Annotated in this window: 18 protein-coding genes and 1 tRNA gene; 13 read left to right on the top strand and 6 right to left on the bottom strand. The window is 62.3% G+C overall.

The window, feature by feature from the left end; all coding sequences use genetic code 11:
* The first annotated feature begins 18 nt into the window (after nt 1-18).
* The 4 genes from ACGYLY_RS07615 (at nt 19) to ACGYLY_RS07630 (ending at nt 5184) form a co-directional block, all read left to right on the top strand.
* On the top strand, nt 19-1128 hold the full coding sequence (locus tag ACGYLY_RS07615) for an OBG GTPase family GTP-binding protein (protein WP_395282249.1): 1110 nt from the start codon (nt 19-21) through the stop codon (nt 1126-1128).
* On the top strand, nt 1125-1574 hold the full coding sequence (locus ACGYLY_RS07620) for a TIGR04206 family protein (RefSeq protein ID WP_395282248.1): 450 nt from the start codon (nt 1125-1127) through the stop codon (nt 1572-1574). Before ACGYLY_RS07615 ends, ACGYLY_RS07620 begins: the two co-directional genes overlap by 4 nt.
* Before the next feature lie 102 nt (nt 1575-1676).
* Complete coding sequence (locus ACGYLY_RS07625) at nt 1677-2438, top strand: VOC family protein (RefSeq protein ID WP_395282247.1); 762 nt, start codon at nt 1677-1679, stop codon at nt 2436-2438.
* A gap of 484 nt (nt 2439-2922) precedes the next feature.
* Nucleotides 2923-5184 (top strand): BGTF surface domain-containing protein, encoded by a 2262-nt coding sequence (locus tag ACGYLY_RS07630; protein ID WP_395282246.1) that lies wholly within the window; start codon nt 2923-2925, stop codon nt 5182-5184.
* A gap of 110 nt (nt 5185-5294) precedes the next feature.
* Here the strand turns inward: ACGYLY_RS07630 and dph5 are convergent, their stop codons facing one another.
* Nucleotides 5295-6095, bottom strand: coding sequence for a diphthine synthase (dph5, locus tag ACGYLY_RS07635; RefSeq protein ID WP_395282245.1), 801 nt, complete (start codon nt 6093-6095; stop codon nt 5295-5297).
* A gap of 81 nt (nt 6096-6176) precedes the next feature.
* Between dph5 and ACGYLY_RS07640 the strand changes: the two genes are divergently transcribed.
* Nucleotides 6177-7157: a class I SAM-dependent methyltransferase gene (locus ACGYLY_RS07640; protein WP_395282244.1), complete on the top strand. Its 981-nt coding sequence runs from the start codon at nt 6177-6179 to the stop codon at nt 7155-7157.
* Nucleotides 7158-7267: 110 nt separating this feature from the next.
* Nucleotides 7268-7342: transfer RNA gene (locus tag ACGYLY_RS07645), tRNA-Thr, on the top strand.
* A gap of 181 nt (nt 7343-7523) precedes the next feature.
* Here the strand turns inward: ACGYLY_RS07645 and ACGYLY_RS07650 are convergent.
* Nucleotides 7524-8651: a GNAT family N-acetyltransferase gene (locus ACGYLY_RS07650; protein ID WP_395282243.1), complete on the bottom strand. Its 1128-nt coding sequence runs from the start codon at nt 8649-8651 to the stop codon at nt 7524-7526.
* Nucleotides 8652-8840: 189 nt separating this feature from the next.
* On the opposite strand from ACGYLY_RS07650, the gene ACGYLY_RS07655 reads away from it, so the two are divergent.
* Together ACGYLY_RS07655 and ACGYLY_RS07660 are read left to right on the top strand one after the other, a co-directional pair.
* Nucleotides 8841-10454 (top strand): class I adenylate-forming enzyme family protein, encoded by a 1614-nt coding sequence (locus ACGYLY_RS07655; protein WP_395282242.1) that lies wholly within the window; start codon nt 8841-8843, stop codon nt 10452-10454.
* A 358-nt stretch (nt 10455-10812) separates the two neighbouring features.
* Nucleotides 10813-11181, top strand: a complete 369-nt coding sequence (locus tag ACGYLY_RS07660) for a hypothetical protein (RefSeq protein WP_395282241.1) — start codon at nt 10813-10815, stop codon at nt 11179-11181.
* Nucleotides 11182-11201: 20 nt separating this feature from the next.
* Here the strand turns inward: ACGYLY_RS07660 and coxB are convergent, their stop codons facing one another.
* Entirely contained in the window at nt 11202-12014 is an 813-nt protein-coding gene (gene coxB, locus ACGYLY_RS07665) for a cytochrome c oxidase subunit II (protein ID WP_395282240.1), read from the bottom strand.
* Nucleotides 12015-12183: 169 nt separating this feature from the next.
* Here coxB and ACGYLY_RS07670 point away from each other — a divergent pair, with 169 nt between their 5' ends.
* The 3 genes from ACGYLY_RS07670 to ACGYLY_RS07680 all read left to right on the top strand — a co-directional run bounded on the left by ACGYLY_RS07670 (nt 12184) and on the right by ACGYLY_RS07680 (nt 15502).
* Complete coding sequence (locus ACGYLY_RS07670) at nt 12184-14448, top strand: DUF6789 family protein (protein WP_395282239.1); 2265 nt, start codon at nt 12184-12186, stop codon at nt 14446-14448.
* On the top strand, nt 14448-15008 hold the full coding sequence (locus ACGYLY_RS07675) for a hypothetical protein (protein WP_395282238.1): 561 nt from the start codon (nt 14448-14450) through the stop codon (nt 15006-15008). Before ACGYLY_RS07670 ends, ACGYLY_RS07675 begins: the two co-directional genes overlap by 1 nt.
* Before the next feature lie 74 nt (nt 15009-15082).
* Nucleotides 15083-15502: a VOC family protein gene (locus ACGYLY_RS07680; RefSeq protein ID WP_395282236.1), complete on the top strand. Its 420-nt coding sequence runs from the start codon at nt 15083-15085 to the stop codon at nt 15500-15502.
* Nucleotides 15503-15506: 4 nt separating this feature from the next.
* Here the strand turns inward: ACGYLY_RS07680 and ACGYLY_RS07685 are convergent, their stop codons facing one another.
* The 3 genes from ACGYLY_RS07685 to ACGYLY_RS07695 all read right to left on the bottom strand — a co-directional run bounded on the left by ACGYLY_RS07685 (nt 15507) and on the right by ACGYLY_RS07695 (nt 17636).
* Nucleotides 15507-16340: a heme-copper oxidase subunit III gene (locus tag ACGYLY_RS07685; RefSeq protein WP_395282234.1), complete on the bottom strand. Its 834-nt coding sequence runs from the start codon at nt 16338-16340 to the stop codon at nt 15507-15509.
* Nucleotides 16341-16386: 46 nt separating this feature from the next.
* Complete coding sequence (locus ACGYLY_RS07690) at nt 16387-17166, bottom strand: GHMP kinase (protein WP_395282233.1); 780 nt, start codon at nt 17164-17166, stop codon at nt 16387-16389.
* A 110-nt stretch (nt 17167-17276) separates the two neighbouring features.
* Nucleotides 17277-17636, bottom strand: coding sequence for a hypothetical protein (locus ACGYLY_RS07695; protein ID WP_231183824.1), 360 nt, complete (start codon nt 17634-17636; stop codon nt 17277-17279).
* Between the two features lie 82 nt (nt 17637-17718).
* On the opposite strand from ACGYLY_RS07695, the gene ACGYLY_RS07700 reads away from it, so the two are divergent.
* Complete coding sequence (locus tag ACGYLY_RS07700) at nt 17719-18510, top strand: ArsR/SmtB family transcription factor (protein WP_395282232.1); 792 nt, start codon at nt 17719-17721, stop codon at nt 18508-18510.
* 64 nt (nt 18511-18574) lie between these two features.
* Complete coding sequence (locus ACGYLY_RS07705; protein ID WP_395282231.1) at nt 18575-18874, top strand: hypothetical protein; 300 nt, start codon at nt 18575-18577, stop codon at nt 18872-18874.
* The last annotated feature ends 117 nt before the right edge of the window (nt 18875-18991 follow it).

Consider the following 18991-nt stretch of genomic DNA (forward strand, 5'->3'; position numbering starts at 1 on the left):
ACGGCCGACGTGTTGCTAATGGGACTGGAGGAGGAAATCGAAGCACTCCGCGAGGAAATCTCGGACACGCCGTACAACAAGTCCACCGAGAGCCACATCGGTCGGCTGAAGGCGAAACTCGCGGAGAAAAAGGAGAAGCTACAGAACCAGTCCTCCGCCGGTGGTGGAGAGGGCTACGCCGTCGAGAAGACGGGCGACGCAACTGTCGCGTTCGTCGGCTTCCCGAGCGTCGGCAAATCGACGCTGTTGAACTCGCTCACTGCCGCGGATAGCGAAGTCGGTTCCTACGATTTCACCACGCTCAATGTGAACCCGGGGATGTTACAGTACAACGGCGGGAACATCCAACTCCTCGACGTCCCCGGCCTCATCGAGGGTGCGGCCCACGGCCGCGGGGGTGGACAGGAAGTCCTGTCGGTCGTCCGGGCCGCGGACCTCGTGGTGTTCGTGCTTTCGGTCTTCGAAATCGACCAGTACGAGCGGCTTCGAGAGGAACTGTACGAGAACAAGATTCGACTCGACTCCACGCCGCCCAGCATCTCCATCGCGAAGAAAGGCCGGGGCGGAATCAGGGTGACGTCTAGCGCTGACCAGGACATCTCCGAGAACGTCATCAAGGAAGTCCTCCGCGAGCGCGGGTACGTGAACGCCAACGTTACCCTCCGCGAGAAGGTGGACATCGACCGCCTCATCGACGGCATCATGGACAACCGCGTCTACATCCCCTCGATGGTCACGGTGAACAAGGTCGACCTCATCGAACACGACTACGCGGAAACCGTCCGCGAACGACTGCGTGATCACGACATCGACCCCGACGAGGCCGTGTTCATCAGCGCGGAAAAGGAGAAAGGACTCGACGTACTGCGGGAGAAAATCTGGGACGAACTCGGCCTGATGCGGATATACATGGACAAGCCGGGACGCGGCGTCGATTACGAGGAACCGCTCGTCCTTCCGAAGGGAAGCACCATCGAGGACGCCTGTAACTACCTCGGTGGCGAGATGCAACAGCGGTTCCGGTTCGCCCGCGTCAGCGGACCGAGCGCGAAACACGACGAACAGCAGGTCGGCGTGGAACACGAACTCGCGGACGAAGACGTCCTCCGACTCATCCTTCGAAAGTGAGCCCCACCGTTCCGCACGCACCGCTCTCCCCGGAACGGCGTCGGCGACTCGTCCTTCTCGCGCTGTTTTTCGTTCCGTGGACGGTTCTCGTCGCGCCCGGCGGCACGACGCTCGTCTTTCCGTGGGGGCTGTTGAATCCGACGACCTACCACGTCACGCCGCTTCCCGACTACCTGTTCGTCCTCACGTCCGGCCTCCCCCGGCAACTCCTCGCGTGGCCGTTGAGCGTGTGTCTGTATCTCCTCGCCGTCTTGAGTTCGTTCGCCGGACGGTTCGAAGACAAGCGGGTGACCGGTTGGTTGCTCGTGTTAGCGGGAATCACGCACGTGAGTTTTTCGCTCCGGTTCGTTCATCGGACCGGTTACGTCGTCCCGCTCGGGCCGGTCTGTCTCTGGTCGTGTGCGTGGTGGTTCCATCGATCCGACCTCGGAAAAATTATAGAGTAGTCCGCATGCGTGCATGCGTGAGGCGCGCGAGTAACGATTAATTTCCTCTCGAAGTTCCGCGAGCGGTACCCTTTTCGCTTCGGAGCGGGTGGTTTCGGACGTATGAGCGGGACATTCGATCACGTGATGATGCGTGTAGAGGACTTGGACGAATCGCTCGACTGGTACGAAACGCACCTCGGTTACGAGGAGAAGGGGCGCTGGGAGGCGGACACGTTCACGAACGTCTTTCTCGGCCCGGAGGACGTCCACGACGACGGTGCCGTCCTCGAACTCACGTACAACCACGACGGCCGGTCGTACGAGATGGGCGACGCGTGGGGACACATCGCGGTACGCGTCCCCGAAGACGAACTCGAATCGTCGTACCAGCAACTGATGGACGAGGGCGTCGAGGACTACCGCGACCCCGAATCCTGTGGCGGACGCTACGCCTTCGTCAAAGACCCCGACGGCCACGAGATAGAGATCGTAAAGCGCGATTACGGCGAGAAGTGGAGCATCGACCACACGATGATGCGCGTCGAGGACGCCGACGAGGCGCTCGGCTTCTGGACGCGGAAGTTCGAGTACGAACACACCGGCCGCTGGGAGTCGGACACGTTCGCGAACTACTTCATGAAACCCGAGGAGGCCGCCGAGGAAGCGATGGCGGTCGAACTCACGTACAACTACGACGGCCGATCCTACGAGATGGGAGACGCGTGGGGGCACCTCGCGGTGCGTGCCGACGACCTCCACGAGACGTGGGAGTCCCTGATGGAGCGCGAGGCGGACGACTACCGCAACCCGGAATCGTGCGACGACAGGTACGCGTTTACGACGGATCAAGACGGCCACGAGATCGAGATCGTCGAGCAGTAATAGAACGCTCGCCGACGATCACTGTATTCTCGCGAACGTCTGTTTTCAGAGTAAAAATATACTGACTGATGAAAATTTAATCGAGGTTGTAATCATCGTTCGATTTCATATCCTTGCGATCCATCCCGTTTCCACTCGATGCGGTCCGGCATGCACACTTAAAGACTGGAATGGTGAATCGTTTCATTGATGAGGTGTTGTTCTCGTTCAGACACGATAGAAACGCCGGTAGTAGTCCAATATATTACCTTTCCGTAAAATCCTCATTAGAGCTGCTATTGCCCGAATTCGGGCATATGAGCGTCCAAGTGTGGATTTTATACCACAAAGCATTTATAACAAGGGACTAACGTTCTTCCTGTACCCCTACCCATGGTGGCAAATGGAGTACCACTTCCTCCCGGGTCGGTTCGGGTCGGACGGAATGTCTACACGGTCGTGGGAAAGAACGTGTCGCCGTACGAGAAACAAACAAAGAGAAAGCATGACAGGAAATAATAACAAGGTTCGCAGCCTCGCGCTGACCGCGATGCTCGTGCTGTCGGTCTTCGCCGGCACCATGGCGTTCGCAGGCTCGGCTGCTGCTGCATCTCCCAGCGTCGAACAAGGACCTGTGGAGTTCTCAACCAATGGTAACAACTACGTTGAGGTATTGTTCAAGAATGATCCGAGTTCCTATTCGTTCAAGGTTTACGACCGTACGGGAGCTGAAGTGTCCAACACGTCCTCCGTCTCGGGCAACATGGTTAACTTCAGTCTCTCGGGCGCTAACGCAGACCTGAGCGGCGACGCGAAGCTCGAAGTGGATGGAACGAACTTCTCCATCACGACGACATCCGCCACGGTCCAGAATGGTACCTCGACGCTCAATGCGTACGCTGGTGAGAAAATAGCAGTTCTAGCCGATTCGACCGACCAGAGCTATGAAGTCTCCTCCGACGACGATGACTTCAACACCCGACGCCTCGGCACGGGTGCCAGCAGCAAGGTCGCTGTCTTCGACACCGAAGGTCTGAACACGGGGTCGAGCTACAACTTCACCATCGGCGGTGGAAGCCAAGCTGAAGTCAGCCTCGACAACCTCGGTCTCGACGTCAGCGCTGACAACTCCACGAACCTCAAGAACGTTACCGCCACCGTGTCGGCGTACCAGAGCGGCCGTGACGTCATGGCCACGCTGTATAACGACAACGGCAAGGAACTTCAGACGATGGACGACAAAATCGGTAGCGATGGTGAGGTTTCCTTCACGTTCGAGACGTACGAAGCCGGTTCGTACACCGTCGAAGTGAAGGACATTGCAACGGGCATCACCGCCGAGTCCGACCTCACCGTCAAGGACGTTGGTGACGCAGAATCCTCGTTCGATTCGAGCGTCGTCAATGTCCCGCAGGGTGACATCGCAGTCATCCCGGTGAAACTCGACAATACCGACACGGCACAGGTTCAGATCGGTGAGAACTCCTCGGACTTCTTCCAGATCAACGCCACCGTCACTGACGAAGATGGCGATGGTATGGTGAAGCTCTACCTTAACACGTACAAAACTGACAACGACGCTAACGACGACGGAGTCCTTGACAACACTGACGAGGTCCTCTATACGGCCGAAGACAGTGACGACACGGTTACTGTCTCGAACGACAACGAGGCACTCCCAGGCCCACTCGGCCAGGGTTCCTACGAAATCAGCACGTGGATCGACGGTAAGAAAGACGAGAAGAGTGTCGCATCGCTTTCGATCGGTGCCCGAAGCACCGGCAGCGCTCAGACGTGGATCCGCCCCAGCGGAAGTTACGACGACCTCAGCGACCTGATCGATTCGGTCAGCCAGCGAGACACTGTCTCGACGGAAGACACCGTTGTCGTCCAGATCAAGGACACGAACGGTATCTACGGTATCCTTGAGGATACTCCGCTCGACGCTGACGGCACCAACAACGTCACGTCGATGGAACTGACGGTCAAGGAGACGGGCAGCAACGCAGAAGCCAACCGCGAAGCGACGACGCTCAACGCGAGCGACTTCACGATCGAGAAGGACGGCCAGAACGAGACGTTCTACGCTGTCATCCCGGTTAGCACGCTCACGGGCGCTGACGAGGAAGGAGACGGCACCGGCGACTGGAAAGCCACCTTCACCATCTCGAAGAGCTACAAACTCGTCAGCGGAAGCGAGTCCGTCTCGACCAGCTTCACGGTCGAAGACACGGAAATTAGCGTCAACGGCGGCAGCGACCTCTCCGTTCCGCAGGGCGAGTACAACATCTCCGGTGAGACGAACCTCGCACCCGGTACGGAACTGACGCTCGTCGCTAACAGCCCCGGCGTGTTCTACAGCAACAACGACGTCACCGTCAACAGTGACGGTACGTTCACGGCTGCGTTCGACTTCAGCGAGTACGACAACGCCACGGAATTCGACGTCCAAGTGTCCGGCTACGACGACTCCAAAGTCAGCGGCACCGTGAATGCTGACATGAACGAGCCGACCACGACGACCACGACCACGACGACCACGACCACGACGACTACGTCGTCCTCGGAGACGACCACCTCGTCCTCGGAGACGACCACCTCGTCCTCCGAAAAGACGACCACCTCGTCCTCCGAAAAGACGACCACCTCGTCCACGGAAGAATCCACCACGACCTCGAACGACGATGGTCAGCCCGGATTCGGCGTCGCAATCTCCGTCGTTGCACTCCTCGCGGCCGCGCTCCTCGCGCTCCGCCGAGAGAACTAAATCGGACACCGAGTCTGATTTCGACTGACGAAAACTAATTCATTTTTCGCGCACTCAATCCGTGAGCGGCGGCGCTACCGAACGCGCCGAAATTGAGAAAACGAACCGTTCTACGCGACGTCGAGCAAGTCGCTCGGTGCGTCCGCGAGCGATCCCAACGCGTCCGCTTCGATGTGATGGAGGTCGCCCGGAACGACGAGGAGGTGTAGCGGGTCGCCGAAATCGCCGGCCGCGAGTTCCGAGAGTCGGTCAGCGTGGACCAGCGGGTCGGGGCTTCCCGCACGCGCGACGACGACGGCGAGGACGTCGTCGTAGCCGTCGGCGAGGAGTTCCGCCGCGTGGCTCGCCGTCATGTACTCGTCTTCGGTTTCCTCTCCGTTTCTCGGATTCCAACCGACTTTGATGTCGAGGTAGACGAGCGTGTGCAGGCCTCGCTCGCGGTTGTCGTCCAGCACGTCGGTCACGCTGGCAGGGAGGCCGTCCGCGCCGTGTGCGTACTCGAACGGCAGCGTGGTGGCTTTTCCGAAGCGATAGTTCTGCAATCCGGTGAGGCCGCTGGCCGCGGATTCGGCGGTCGGCGCGTGGATCACACGGGTGTCGATACCGCGGTCCTCGGCGCGGAGTCTGAGGTCGACGTGCGTAGTGGAGATCATCGTGTCGCCGGCGGTGAGGAAGGCGGCGTGGCCCGACTCGGCGGCGGCGAGGATGTCCTCGGGGTCCTGTTCGACGCCGGCGCGGTCTCGAACCTCGATGGCCGTGTCGTGGAACGCTTCGAGGTCGGTCACGTCGGCACCGATGAGTTTGCTGGTGTAGAATTCGGCGAAGACGCCGTCGGCGTCCGCGACCGCTTCGCGGCCCTCGACGGTTATCGAGCGCTCGTCGTACAGGCCGAGTCCGATGAAGGTGAGCATGCAGGGTGTTGGAATGAGGGACGTTTAAGCGGTGCGACCCGAAGCGTCAGCGTTAACGCCCGGTTCCGGCAACCATGACGTATGGACGTACCGTGCGTGCGCGTCGAACGAGAACGGGGGGAAGCGACGCGCCGCGAACTCGCGGAGTCGGATCTGATAGTGGACGAGGTGGAAATCGTCGTCGAGGACGGCTGGCTCTACATCCCGGTCACGGACCCCGACGCGGTGTCGGAGAAGTTCGAGGTGGTCAGTCACGACCTCCCCACGCGGACGACGCAGCAGATGCCCGCGGACATCCTCGGCTTCGAACCGAGCTATGAGCGACTGGGCGAAATCGTCCTCATCGACGAGGAGGACCCCGAACGGGCGAGCGAAATCGCGGAAGCGGTGGTTTCCTCCTCCCTCCCGGTCGGGACGGTGCTCAACCGCGCGTCGAAGGTGAAAGGCGAGACTCGCGTGCGCGACTGGGACGTGCTGGCCGGGAACGGTACCGAAACCGTTCACCGCGAATATGGCTGCGAATTCCTGTTGGACGTCGCGCGGGTGTACTTTTCCCCCCGACTCGCCACGGAGCGCCATCGCGTCGCCGAGCAGGTCGAACCGGACGAACGCGCCTTCGACATGTTCGCGGGCGTAGGGCCGTTCGTGGTTCCGTTCGCGAAACGCGGCGCGACGGTTGTCGGCGCGGACGTGAACGACGTTGCCATCGAGTACCTCCGCGAGAACGCTCGCCGGAACGGGGTGGAAGACCGTGTGACGGCGATCTGCGGAGACGTTCAGGAGACGGCGGTGGAGTACGAAAACTGGGCCGACCGCCTCGTGATGAACCTCCCGCACAGTGCGGACGAGTTCCTCGACACGGCGGTTCGCCTCGCGGGCGATGACTGCATCGTTCACTACTACGACATTCAACACGAGGACGACCCGTTCGGACCGGGCGAGGAGGCGATTCGCGCGGCAGCGGAGTCGGAGTACGACGTCTCGGTCGAGACGCGGCAGTCGGTGCGATCGTACGCGCCGCACGAACTCAACGTCTGTCTGGACGTGCGATTGACGCGGTAGCGGGATGAATTAACGCTACACGGCGCGGGCGTTTCGCAACCCTTATGCACTCCGTGGTGTCTACGTTGTAATGCAGTTAGACGCCCCACGCACGCGAACGTAGTGAGCGTGCCGGTGTAGCTCAGACTGGCTAGAGCGATTCCTTCGTAAGGAATAGGCCGAGGGTTCAAATCCCTCCACCGGCTTACTTTTCGACGAACTACTTGGTGAACGGTAAGTTTTTGGAGGGATTGGAATCAGGGAGTGAAGCGAACGAAGTGAGTGGAACGACCGTGGTTCAAATCCCTCCACCGGCTTACTTTTCGACGAACTACTTGGTGAACGGTGAGTTTTTGGAGGAGTTGAACAACGGTGTAAACGGTAGTTTCACCCGACTTCCAACTCGCAGAACGATAAGTTCCAATTTTCCTCATCGGCCAGTCGTCGTCCGTTGACCGTCCACTCCTCGCCGGAACCGCCGACGGGGCGGGCCGAGAACCAGTAGGCGGAGGTCAACCGCGAGAGCGGGAACCGGTCGGTCGGCAGGAATCCGTGTTCCGCCAGTACGGACCGGGGGAGCGTGGTTCCCGCCGCGACGATGACGTCGGCGTCGCGGTACACCGAGAGGACGTGTCCGAGGAGCGCGGAGAGAGCCCGATTTCGCGGCGTACCTCCGAAAACCGGGAGCACGTCCGAGATGTGAACGATGGTCTGGTCCGTCCCCTGCTGTTCGCCGACGACGATGGCAACCGGGCCGCCCTCCCCACGGTGGACGTAGGTGGTGTACTCGTAGCGGGGGTTTCGGAATCGCCACGCGAAGAACTCCTCGTCGCGCACGGCGTGGGCGAGGGAGGTTCGTTGCGTGGCGGCGATGTCGGCGAGCATGGTCGGATGGAGGTCGTCGTAGCGGTCGATGATCGCGTCCGGTACCGACGAAAACAACCGATCGCAGGTGGCGAGGTAGCCTCGAATCGCGGGGAGCGCGGCGTTCGCAATCGGCGAATCGGTCAGGGCAGCGGGGTTCTGGACGCGGTAGTGTTCGGTGAAGTCCGTGAGAACGCCGTCTCGGAGGGATAGTTTGTCGGCCAACTTCTCCAATCCCGATTTCACGGCTTCGTTCGGAAATCCGACGACGATGGACGGTTCTCGCGGGCCGTAGTAGTCGTAGACGTGTCTCGCCATCCGGGTGAACAACCCCTGTCGGCGGTGGTCCGGGTGAACCATCGGGTCCACCTGCACTAACGCGAGTTCGCGCGTTCCGCCGACCGAGAGGGGAATCGGAAGGCTTGGCCGGGCACCGACGATGTCCCCGTTCCGCTCCGCGACGCAGATCGGGACGTGTGACAGATACGGGTTGTCCCGGAACTTCCAATCGAACCACTCGCCGCGGCCTCGACGGTCGCCGAACACCGTCTCGTACAGCGCCAACACTCCCGAGCGGTCGTCCGGTTCGTACTGCCGGACGACGTACGATCCGTTCGTTCCCGCCTCGGTCGTTGCCATCTCGTCGGGCATCGGGGAGTGAACGACCACGACCGACGTAAATCGGTCCGGTCGTTCAGATCCGTAGGTTCCCGCTTCGGCGACGAACGGAGGATACGGGTCCCCTGCTTTGATGGAAGAGTGGGCGTAAATCGGTCCAAAACGGCTCCCTCGGATGAACGATGCTCCGCGCTTTTTATGGCGTGTACCGGGCCTGTTCGCATGAAGGCAGACTCGTTTTCGGTCGCGTCCCGGACGGGGAACGTCGCGCGACTGTACGACGAAACGGCGGAGCGCCACCTCGAAAAACTCGCGCTTGAAACGGACGGAGAACGGTACACGCACGCCGAACTTCGGGACCGTTCCGCGCGCTTTGCGGGCGGATTACGCGCTCGTGGGTTTCGCCCCGGCGACCGAATCGCGCTCTTTCTCCCCAACTGTCCGGAGTTCGTCGTCGCGGCCCTCGGCGCGTTGAAGGCGGGGACGCCGTTCGTCCCAATGAACCCCCAGTATCGAACGCGGGAAGTCGCCTACCGATTGGAGGACAGCGACGCAAAGGCCGTCGTCGTGGACGAATCGCTCCGCGGGACCGCCTTCGATGCGATACGGCAGGTCGATACCGACCCGCTGGTCGTCGGGCGACAGGCGGGAGACGAAAGAGAGGACGAGAAGGTGGGAAGAGAGGACGATGAGACGGGGAGGGACGATGAGGTGAAGAGCGAGGAAGTCCCCTTCGAAGCGGTGGACGACGACCCGTTCGTCGCCGAGCGAACGTCCGACGACGTGGCGATGCAACCGTACACCAGCGGCACGACGGGGCGACCGAAAGGCGTCCTGTTGACCCATCGAAACCTCCGGGCGCAGTCGTTCATGGGTTTCGAGCGAACGGTCCTCGACGCCGACGAGGAGCGGTTTCTGTCGGTTCTGCCGTTGTCGCACATCGCGGGGTTCATCAACCGGACGTGGCAACCCCTCGTTCGGGGTGCCAGCGTGTTTCTCCGCGATTCCGAGTCGTGGGATCCCGAGGATGCGATGGCGACCATCGAGGCCGAACGGATCACGAAGTTCGGAGCAGTCGCCGCGATGTACGTCGATATCGTCGAACACGAGTCCTTCGGCGAGTACGACCTGTCGAGCCTGAAGGAGTCGATGGAGGGTGGCGCGACGATGCCGACGCCGGTTCAAAAGACGTTCGAGGACGGCGTCGGCGTGGAACTGTTCGAGGCGTACGGATTGACCGAGACGGGTGGCGGCACGCACGCCGGAATCAACGCGACGTTCGGGCCGCGCTCGGGCACCATCGGACAGCCGTTTCGCGCGACGGACTGTTTGGTGGTCGACGAGGGGGGCGAGGAGGTTTCGCCGGGCGAGGCGGGAGAACTGCTCGTCCGCGGGCCACACGTCATGGCCGGCTATCACGAGCGACCGAAGGCGACCGAGGAAGCGTTCACCGACGGCGGCTACTTCAAGACCGGCGACATCGTGCGCCGCGACGAGGACAACTACTACGAGGTTCTGGGACGGAAATCGGACCGCATCGTGACCGCGGGCTACAACGTCTATCCGCAGGAAGTTGAGGAAGTGCTCTACGACCATCCCGACGTGTCCGAGGTGGCCGTGGTCGGGAAACCGGACGAGCGACGCGGCGAAACCATCGTGGCGTACGTCGTTCCGACCACCGGCGTGACACCGGACGCGAACCGACTGCGCGAGCACTGTTTGGAGACGATGGCGGCCTACAAACATCCGCGCGAAATCGAGTTCGTCGGGACGCTCCCGCGGACGACGAGTGGGAAGGTCCAGCGATTCGAACTCGGTGGACAGGCGGACGATTGAGTTCCACGGCGTCCTACCGAAAGACGCAGTTGCACGGTGAATCGCTGTCAGTCGAGAGGGGAACGAAGAGTCGACGGGTCGCCCACCGCCGACAGTGAGTGCACTCCGATTGGGGGCGTCCGGTGCTTTTCGGGTAGGACGACCCTATACTCGGGGAACGAATACTCTACGACCGCACGATTTTTCGTCGATTCTCGGTCGTTCGAAATCGGACGCTAAAACGCTCAGAAAGGCATTACCAGGCATTTTGACGGTTCTTTCAAACGTTTCGGTGCGTCAATGAACGACCGTGGACTCGACAGAACCGTCGCAACTATCTGCGCCGTTTTTTCCCCTTGGCGTCGGAGGAGGGAGTACCATGAGAGTCACACCACGGAGACTCCTCGCAACCATGTCGATAGTCGCCCTCCTCCTCAGCGCAAGCGCGGGCGTCGCGCTCGCCGATGGACAGGCCACCGACAGCACCGTCACGAAAGTGGGTGGACAGGACATCACCATCAGCGACGCCACGATAACCGTCGCGGACACGACCCTGTCCGGGCCGGGATTCCCGAACCTCGACATCGACCAGCAACAGTACACGCTCGATTGCTCCACGATGTCCATCGACGGCCTCCACGTCTCCTTCGACGGGAAGACTTACGAGGTCGGCCACGTGAACGTGACGCTGAAGAACATCGGCCTGACGCTCGAAAACGTTCACATCTCGGACAGCGACGAAGCGTAACTCGACCGCCGAGAATCCTTTTATTCGGTCGCGTTGCCGTTCGTCGTCGAACTGTCGTTCGCCGTCGTGTTGTCGTTCCCCGTCGAATTTTCGAGCCACTGCCGATACTCGTCCCTCGGGAGGACGCGAACCTCCGTTCGCATGCGGGCGTGACCGGTCCCACAGAACTCGGCGCAGTAACCGCGGTACGTTCCGGGTTCGAAGACGCGCGTGTGAATCACCGTCGTTTTACTGGGGAACACGTCCTGTTTGACCCCGAGTTGCGGGACGAACAGGGAGTGAATCACGTCCGCCGAGGTCATTCGAACGTAGACGTCGGTGTGTGCCGGGAGGACGAGTTCGTCGTGCGTCGTGACGTTCGTCCCCGGATAGTCGAACTGCCATCCCCACTGGTAGGCGAGGCCGCGAACCGTCACGGCGTCGTTCCCGTTCGCGGCGTCGGCGAGGCCCGCCCTCGCGCCGCCGTCCGCCCCCGCGCCGCCCGACGGTTGGGTCGGCGTGATGTACGGACTCGTCAGCACGGTGAACGCGGCGACGCCGACGAATAGCAGGATGATGGCGGTTGCGATCGTCCACGTGATTTCCAGCGGCGGGTCTTCCGCCGTCGGAAGCGGATCGTCGTTGTTCCGAAACCGGAAGACCGCGTAGACCAGAATGATTTCGACGAAGAGCGTCAGCGGCAGCGCCACGTAGGCGAGCTGGAAGTTGAGCGAGTCGATGAGCCGTTTGTTGACCGACTGTGCGGCCGCTGGTTCGATGGCGGCGATTCCGGAGACGACGAACAGGCACACCAGCGTCCCCCACCGAGATGCACCCCTGCGACGAACTCGCATCGTTCCCGAGTCAACAGACGTGCGGATATAGCTATCGTGCGCTCGGTGAACTGTATTTTATGTGTCAGAAATGGCGAACGCGCCCTGCGCCTTTATCGTGATCGCCATTGACACGAATGAGTATGCACGAGGGGAGGGGGACGAGCGAACGCTACCGGGAGGGGTTCCGATGGTGAATCGAGCGTTGGTCGAGTTCACCGCGCTCTTCCTCGTCGTCGCCGGGTGTTGGCTGCTCGCGCGACGGTCGCACCGACGGGCCGCGGAACCGGACGGCGGCTATCCCGCGCAGCGCGAGTTCGATTTCGACCTCGCTTCGGTGTGGCGAGGGATCACCCACTGGACGACGACGACGAATCACCGCGAAATCGGCACGTTGTACATCGTCTTCGGGACGTTCGCGGCGCTCTGGGGCGGCATCGAAGCCATGATGATGCGGACGGAACTGCTGACGCCCACCGCGAGCATCTGGTCCACCGAGACGTACAACGCGCTGTTCACCTCACACGGTCTCACGATGCTGTTTTTCTTCGTCACGCCGGTGTTCTTCGGCATCGCCAACTACTTTCTCCCGCTGCTCATCGGCGCGGACGACATGGCGTTCCCACGCCTGAACGCCATCGGGTTCTGGCTCCTGCCGCCCGCGTTACTCCTGGTTCGCGGCGGCCTTCCCGCACAGGTCGTCGGGCAGTTCCTCCGACTGTTCGGCGTTCACGGACCCCTCTTCGAATTCTTCTGGACGCTCCGGGACCCGGAACTCGGGTGGACGCTGTACACGCCGCTTTCCACCCAGAGTACGAACCCGCAGGTCGACTTCCTGCTCCTCGGCCTGCACCTGTCCGGCATCGCGACCACCCTCGGGGCCATCAACTTCATCGTCACCATCTTCTACGAACGCGCCGAGGACATCGGGTTCGACTCCCTCGATATCTTCGTCTGGAACATCCTCGTGACGAGCGGGATAATCATCTTCGCCTTCCCGCTGCTCGGCAGCGCCGCCATCATGCTCCTGTTCGACCGGGTGTTGGGAACCACGTTCTACGCGCCGCAGGGCGGCGGACCGCTCCTCTGGCAACACCTGTTCTGGTTCTTCGGCCACCCGGAGGTGTACATCATCTTCCTCCCGGCGGCGGGCCTGATGAGCTTCATCCTCCCGAAGTTCGCGGGCCGGAAGCTGTTCGGGTTCAAGTTCATCGTCTACTCCACGATGGGTATCGGCGTCCTGTCGTTCGGCGTCTGGGCACACCACATGTTCACGACGGGCATCGACCCGCGCCTTCGCGCGAGTTTCATGGCCGTCTCCATCGCCATCGCGGTGCCGAGCGCCATCAAGACGTTCAACTGGATAACGACGATCTGGTCGGGGCGGGTTCGGCTCACGGCACCGATGGTGCTCTGTATCAGCAGCATCGGCACCTTCGTCGTCGGCGGCGTGACGGGCGTCTTCCTCGCGGCCATCCCCGTCGACATCGTCTTCCACGGCACCTACTACGTGGTCGGTCACTTCCACATGATTCTGATGGGTATCATCCCGTTCATGATGGTCGCCGCGAGCTACTTCTGGTACCCCATCCTGACGGGGCGGATGTACGACCGACAACTCGCGCTGTTTCAGTCCCTGTTGTTCGTCGTCGGGTCCGTCGTCACCTTCGGGACGCTCATCATCATGGGCCTGTTGAGTCTCCCGCGACGCTACGCCGTCTACCCGCCCGAGTTCGTGCCGTTCCAGCAGGTCGCCACCATCGGGGCGTACCTCATCGGCATCTCGGTGCTGTTGTGGCTCTACAACATGCTCTGGTCGTACTGGAACGGCACGCCGGTCCAAACCGCCGACGTGTGGGGCCTGAAACGCACCCACCAGTTTACCCGCGAGTGGCAGTGGTTCGAACGGCGGTTGGAGGCCAAATACGGCATCGAACCGACCGAACCCGAGACGACCCGACCCTCCTCGACGAGCGTCCCCGGCGAAGGGAGTCCGAACATCCTCGTCGGCGTCGAACCGCTGGTCAACACGCTTCCGCGCATCGCGGGCGCGGCGGCCATCGGCGGGCTCGTCGGGACCATGCTCATGTCGGGCGTGCTGTTCACCGCGACGATTCTCGGCGTCTTCGACCTCTCTTCCTTCTCGGACCTCGCGGGATTCATCGGCGAGCAGAGCGTCGTGGTCGGCTACCTCCTCTTTCTCATCGGGGGTATGACGACGTGGGCGCTCCTGTTCGCCGTCTTGGCCGAGTACCTTCCGGGCGGTCCGCGCATCGTCACCGGATTGGCGTTCGCCACGATAATCTCCGCCGGGTTCGGATTGGCATTCTACACCGGCCAGACCGGGCTTCAACTCCTCGCGTACGGTGTGTTCGTCCTCATTGCTCACTGGTTCTACGGCTTCGGACTGTCCGCCACGTTCGAGTACCTCGCCGAACGCTGGGGGGTTAGCTGATGAGCGACGGCGAGCGCCACGCGGAACCCATCGACGACGAGAGTCCGCTCTCCGAGACGCTGTTGACCTACGGCGCGCCGTTTTTCGGAACGCTCCTCGTCGCCGTCGGCATCGCCGGCGGGACGCTGGGGGGCTACGCAGTCGTCCAATCCCAGTTGAACCTCTGTGGAAGCCCGTCCATCGTCGTTTACTCACCCGGCGCGACGGAGCAGTTGACGGCGGCGACGCGGGAGGATCCCCTCCGACGGTTCGGAATCGAGGAGCTTTCGCCCGCGGAACGTCGGGCGTTCGAGGACGCGCTCGAAAATCCGCGGGACATCGGCGAGGTCAACGGCCGGTTCGTCCATCGGCAAGCGTTCGAGCGGGGCGTTCTGATCACGTCCGGCGGGACGACCCGGTACGTGACCATCTCCTCCGCGAACCCGTGTCTCACCGTGGACCCACTCCTGTTTCCGCTCGGCGTGGTGTCCATCCTCCTCGGCGCGCTCGGGATTCTCACGCCGCCGCTGTACCGAAAGCTCCTCGAACGCGAGGAGCGCGCACGCGAGGCGAATCGCTGACCTCGCTCGGGGTCGAATTTCGACCCGAGGCTCGCGTATATCGTGGTACCCGTCGTTCGTTCACCGGGGGAACCATGACACAGGAATCGACCGGGCACGTTTCCCGGGTGACGCATTTCGCGCTGATAGTCGGAGACCAGGAAAAAGCCCTCGGCTTCTACACCGAGACGCTCGGCTTCGAGAAGAAGGAGGACAGCGAGATGGGCGAGGACAGATGGCTCACCGTCGCGCCCGCCGGACGCGAGGGCGTCCACATCATCCTCAGGTCGCCGGACTGGTTCGACGGCCGGGACGCCGACCGATACGAACGCGTGGTCGGCCACAACCCGATGATCGGCTTGGAGGTGGACGACTGTCACGCGACCTATAAGGAGTTACACGCTCGCGGCGTCGAGTTCGCGTCCGAACCGCAGGAACGGGAGTACGGCGTCGAAGTCATCGCGCTCGACCCGGAGGGGAACGAACTCCTCTTCGTCGAACCGGCGCGGAACTGAGAGTTCACCCCGTCACGCTCGACCCGACGTACAACACGACGACGAGGAAGATCCAGACGGCGTCCACGAAGTGCCAGTACATCGAGACGGTGCTGACCGACGTGTCCCGCTCCGAATCGTACTGGCCGCGCAACGCCCGCCCGAGGAGGACGAACAACAGAATCACGCCGAGCGTGACGTGAAGGCCGTGCAGCCCCGTCAGGCCGTAAAACGCGCTGCCGAACAGTCCCGAGGTCAGCGAAAAACCCTCTCCGACGATGAAGTCGTAGTACTCGTAGGCCTGCCCGGCGACGAAACCGACCCCGAGGACGACGGTGACGCCGAGGAGCGCGAGGAAGCGGTTTCGCTTCCCCTTTCGAAGCGCGATGTGCGAGAAGTGGAGCGTGAAACTGCTCAGGACGAGAATCGTCGTGTTGACGAGGAGGAGCGAGGTCAGCACGTCGGGAAGTTCCGTCGGCGGCCAGGTCCCGGCGCGAACGAAGAAGTAGTAGGTGAACACCGCGCCGAACGTTCCGAGGTCGGTGAACAGGAACGTCACCATCGTCGCCTCGTAGGAGTATTTCTTCCGCTTGCTCGTCCCCCGTTGCCAGTAGTTCCGGAGATAGGCTTGGTCGAGCCACCCGGCGAGTCCGACGACGAGGACGACGAATCCGACGACTGAGAGGGCGACGCCGGCGATTTGCGGAAATACGTCCGAGACGGTACCCAGTATCGCGAGCGCGATGCCGAGGTACAGGGCTCCTGCACCGGCCGCGCCGACGATGGGCCATCGACTCCGTTCGTGATGTGCCGATTCGTCGTCGTGCGCGGACGCATCGGACGCCGCTGTGTCGGCCATAGCCGATAGAGACACGCCGTCGAACGGCAAAAATTCGACGGCGAATTTATAGCAAGTGTGCGCCGTCGAAGGAGACGTTCGTTCGGTTCGGAAGGGCGTCCTCGACGCCGACGGCGAAGACGGTTTCCCCGAGCATGGCCATGCTCGCCGCACCGCCCGCGGCCTCCACCTCGGCCACGGTGTCCCGGATCCGCTCCGTCGGCAGTTCGATTTCCCGCGCGAACGCCCACGCGTCCCGCGTGAGGCGTTCCAAGGACGGTTCGTGGGGAAGTCCGTCGAGCGTCTTTCCGCCGACGCGTCCGATTCGCGCCATCAGGTCGGCGTCGCCCAACGTCTCGCTGGTCGCCATCCCGCCGAAGGAGACGTACTCGATGACGTCGGACGGTTCCCAGCGGCGGCGGCCCGACCCCTTGTTCATCAACGCGCCGCCGGCCGTCTGGATGAACACGTCGCCCAGTCCGGTTCCGGCGTTCACTTCGGCGACGTGCGACGCCTGGACGAGGTCCTCCCGCGAACGCCCGAGGTCGAACTCCTCGTTCGCCGCCAGCGCGGTTGCGAGGGTGGCCGCCCCGCTCGCGCCAAAGCCGCATCCGATGGGAATCTCGGCTTCGAGGTCCACGCGGGCGGAGAGCCCCAACCCGTCGAGGACGCCGGAGACGGGGTCGAACTCCGTCGTCTCGCCGTCGAGTCGTATCTCGGTTTCGTCCGCGGACCGTACCGACGCGACGATACCGTCCTCGATGGCCATGCTCGCGCCTCTCGATTCGTCGGCTGACTCGGCCGGTGCGAACACCGCCGTCACGCTTCCAGGAGCGAACGCTCTCATATCCCTATCGAGGCGAAAACGGTCCTTCAATCCCCCTGTCTACGGACTGCCGTCTGAAAATCCCCCCCCCGGCGGCGGGTTTAGACCGCGTATAAAACGGCGGGCGGCGTTCACATCGCGCCGTCGTCGAATTCGAGCGTCACGTCGAGGAGGTCGGAGAGAACGTCGGGGAACGAGACGACCTCCACCCGTTCTTCCTGCTCGTGAAGGCGGACGATTCCGGCGGCGGTGAACCGTGGGATGTCCGTGTGGTGGAGTTCCGTGTAGATGTGAACCTGTTCCTGTCCCGAAAGGGGTTCGCTCCGCTCCGCGTCCATCCACCCCGCGACGTTGTCGGCGAGACGGGTGACGGTGGTCTCCTCGTGCCGCCGGAGATGGTACAACGCGTAGCGTCGGCGAGGTTCCGAGAGTATCTGCAACAGCACTCGTAACGAGTTGTCGTCGCCGTCCATTTCTTCGCTTACCGACACATGCGTTTCCAGCGGGTCGTAATAAAATACGTGGAACGGCTTCGTCGGGCAAGGTTATAATCCCCGGTTGGGATGGTAGGGTATGGTCGACTTCCTGCCCTCCACCGTCGATTCCGTCGCGGACGAGGACCGCGACCCGCGAGTCGTCGGCGTCGACAGCGACGAGGCGGACGCGCTGGTCGCGGCGCTCTCCTCACAGACCGGCCGCGACATCCTCGCTGCACTGTACGAAGAGCCGGCGACGCCGGCGACCATCGCGGACCGCGTCGAGACGTCGCTCCAGAACGTCCAGTACCACCTCGGAAAGTTGGAAGAGGGAAATCTCGTGGAAGTCGCGGACACGGCCTACTCCAGCAAGGGTCGGGAGATGAAGGTGTACGCGCCGACGGCGGAACCGCTCGTCCTCTTTGCGGGAAACGAATCGGACACGGTCGGGTTGAAATCCGCCCTCTCGAACCTGTTCGGCGGCCTCGGAATCCTCGGACTGGCGAGCCTCGTCGTGCAGCGACTCGCCACGAACAAGCCGCTCATCGGCCCAATATTCCCAAAGTTCGGTGGGAGCTCCGACAGCGGGGACAAGGCGGCGACGACCGCGGCGGATGCTGGCTCGGGAGGTAGCGCCGGAAATGGGGCAACGACGACCCACGCGGCGGGCGGAGACGGGGGAACCACCCACGAAGCGGCCCGAACCACCGCTGAAGCCGCGACGACGGCGGCACACGATGTGACGACGACGGTGCACACGGCCACGACCACGACGCGAACCGTCGCCGAAAGCGCGTCGGGTGCCGGAATTCCGCCCGGTGTACTCTTTTTCGCGGGCGGCGCGCTGATTCTCGTCCTCGCCGTCCTCGTCTGGTATCGGCGAGGGTGAGCGGGCAACGTAACGGACTTGGCGTCGTCTCTAAGGTAATCGGCGTCGTCTCCCGGGACGGCCGATGCTCGACCCAGAAGCGACCCACCGGGCCGGAGCGATCGCCATCGTTTTCGGAGCGGCGACGATCGTCGTCTCACTCCCGCTCGTCATCGTCGGGATCGCTACCGTTTTCGGACGCGCGACGTCGGTTGCGGCGGCAGTGGACGTGCTGGTTCACGTTGTGCCGGTCGAGGAGGCACTCGGAAATCCACGGAAGCAGCTCTCGGTGGGGCTTCTCGGTCTCGGAGTCGGATGCTGGTCGCTCGGCGTCGGACTATGGGTACAGGGTCGCGCCGAGCGGCACAAAAAAACTAACCGATAAGTGGCAAGGAAACGTGTTGTGCGATGTGTTGATGTGTGGGTAGTTGATGGATGACGTGTGATATGTCACGACAACGCTGACCTCGCCACAATTCACCGATGGTGGTGATAGAACATA

The organism is Haladaptatus sp. CMAA 1909 (genome assembly GCF_043952005.1).
Taxonomy (GTDB): Archaea; Halobacteriota; Halobacteria; order Halobacteriales; family Haladaptataceae; genus Haladaptatus.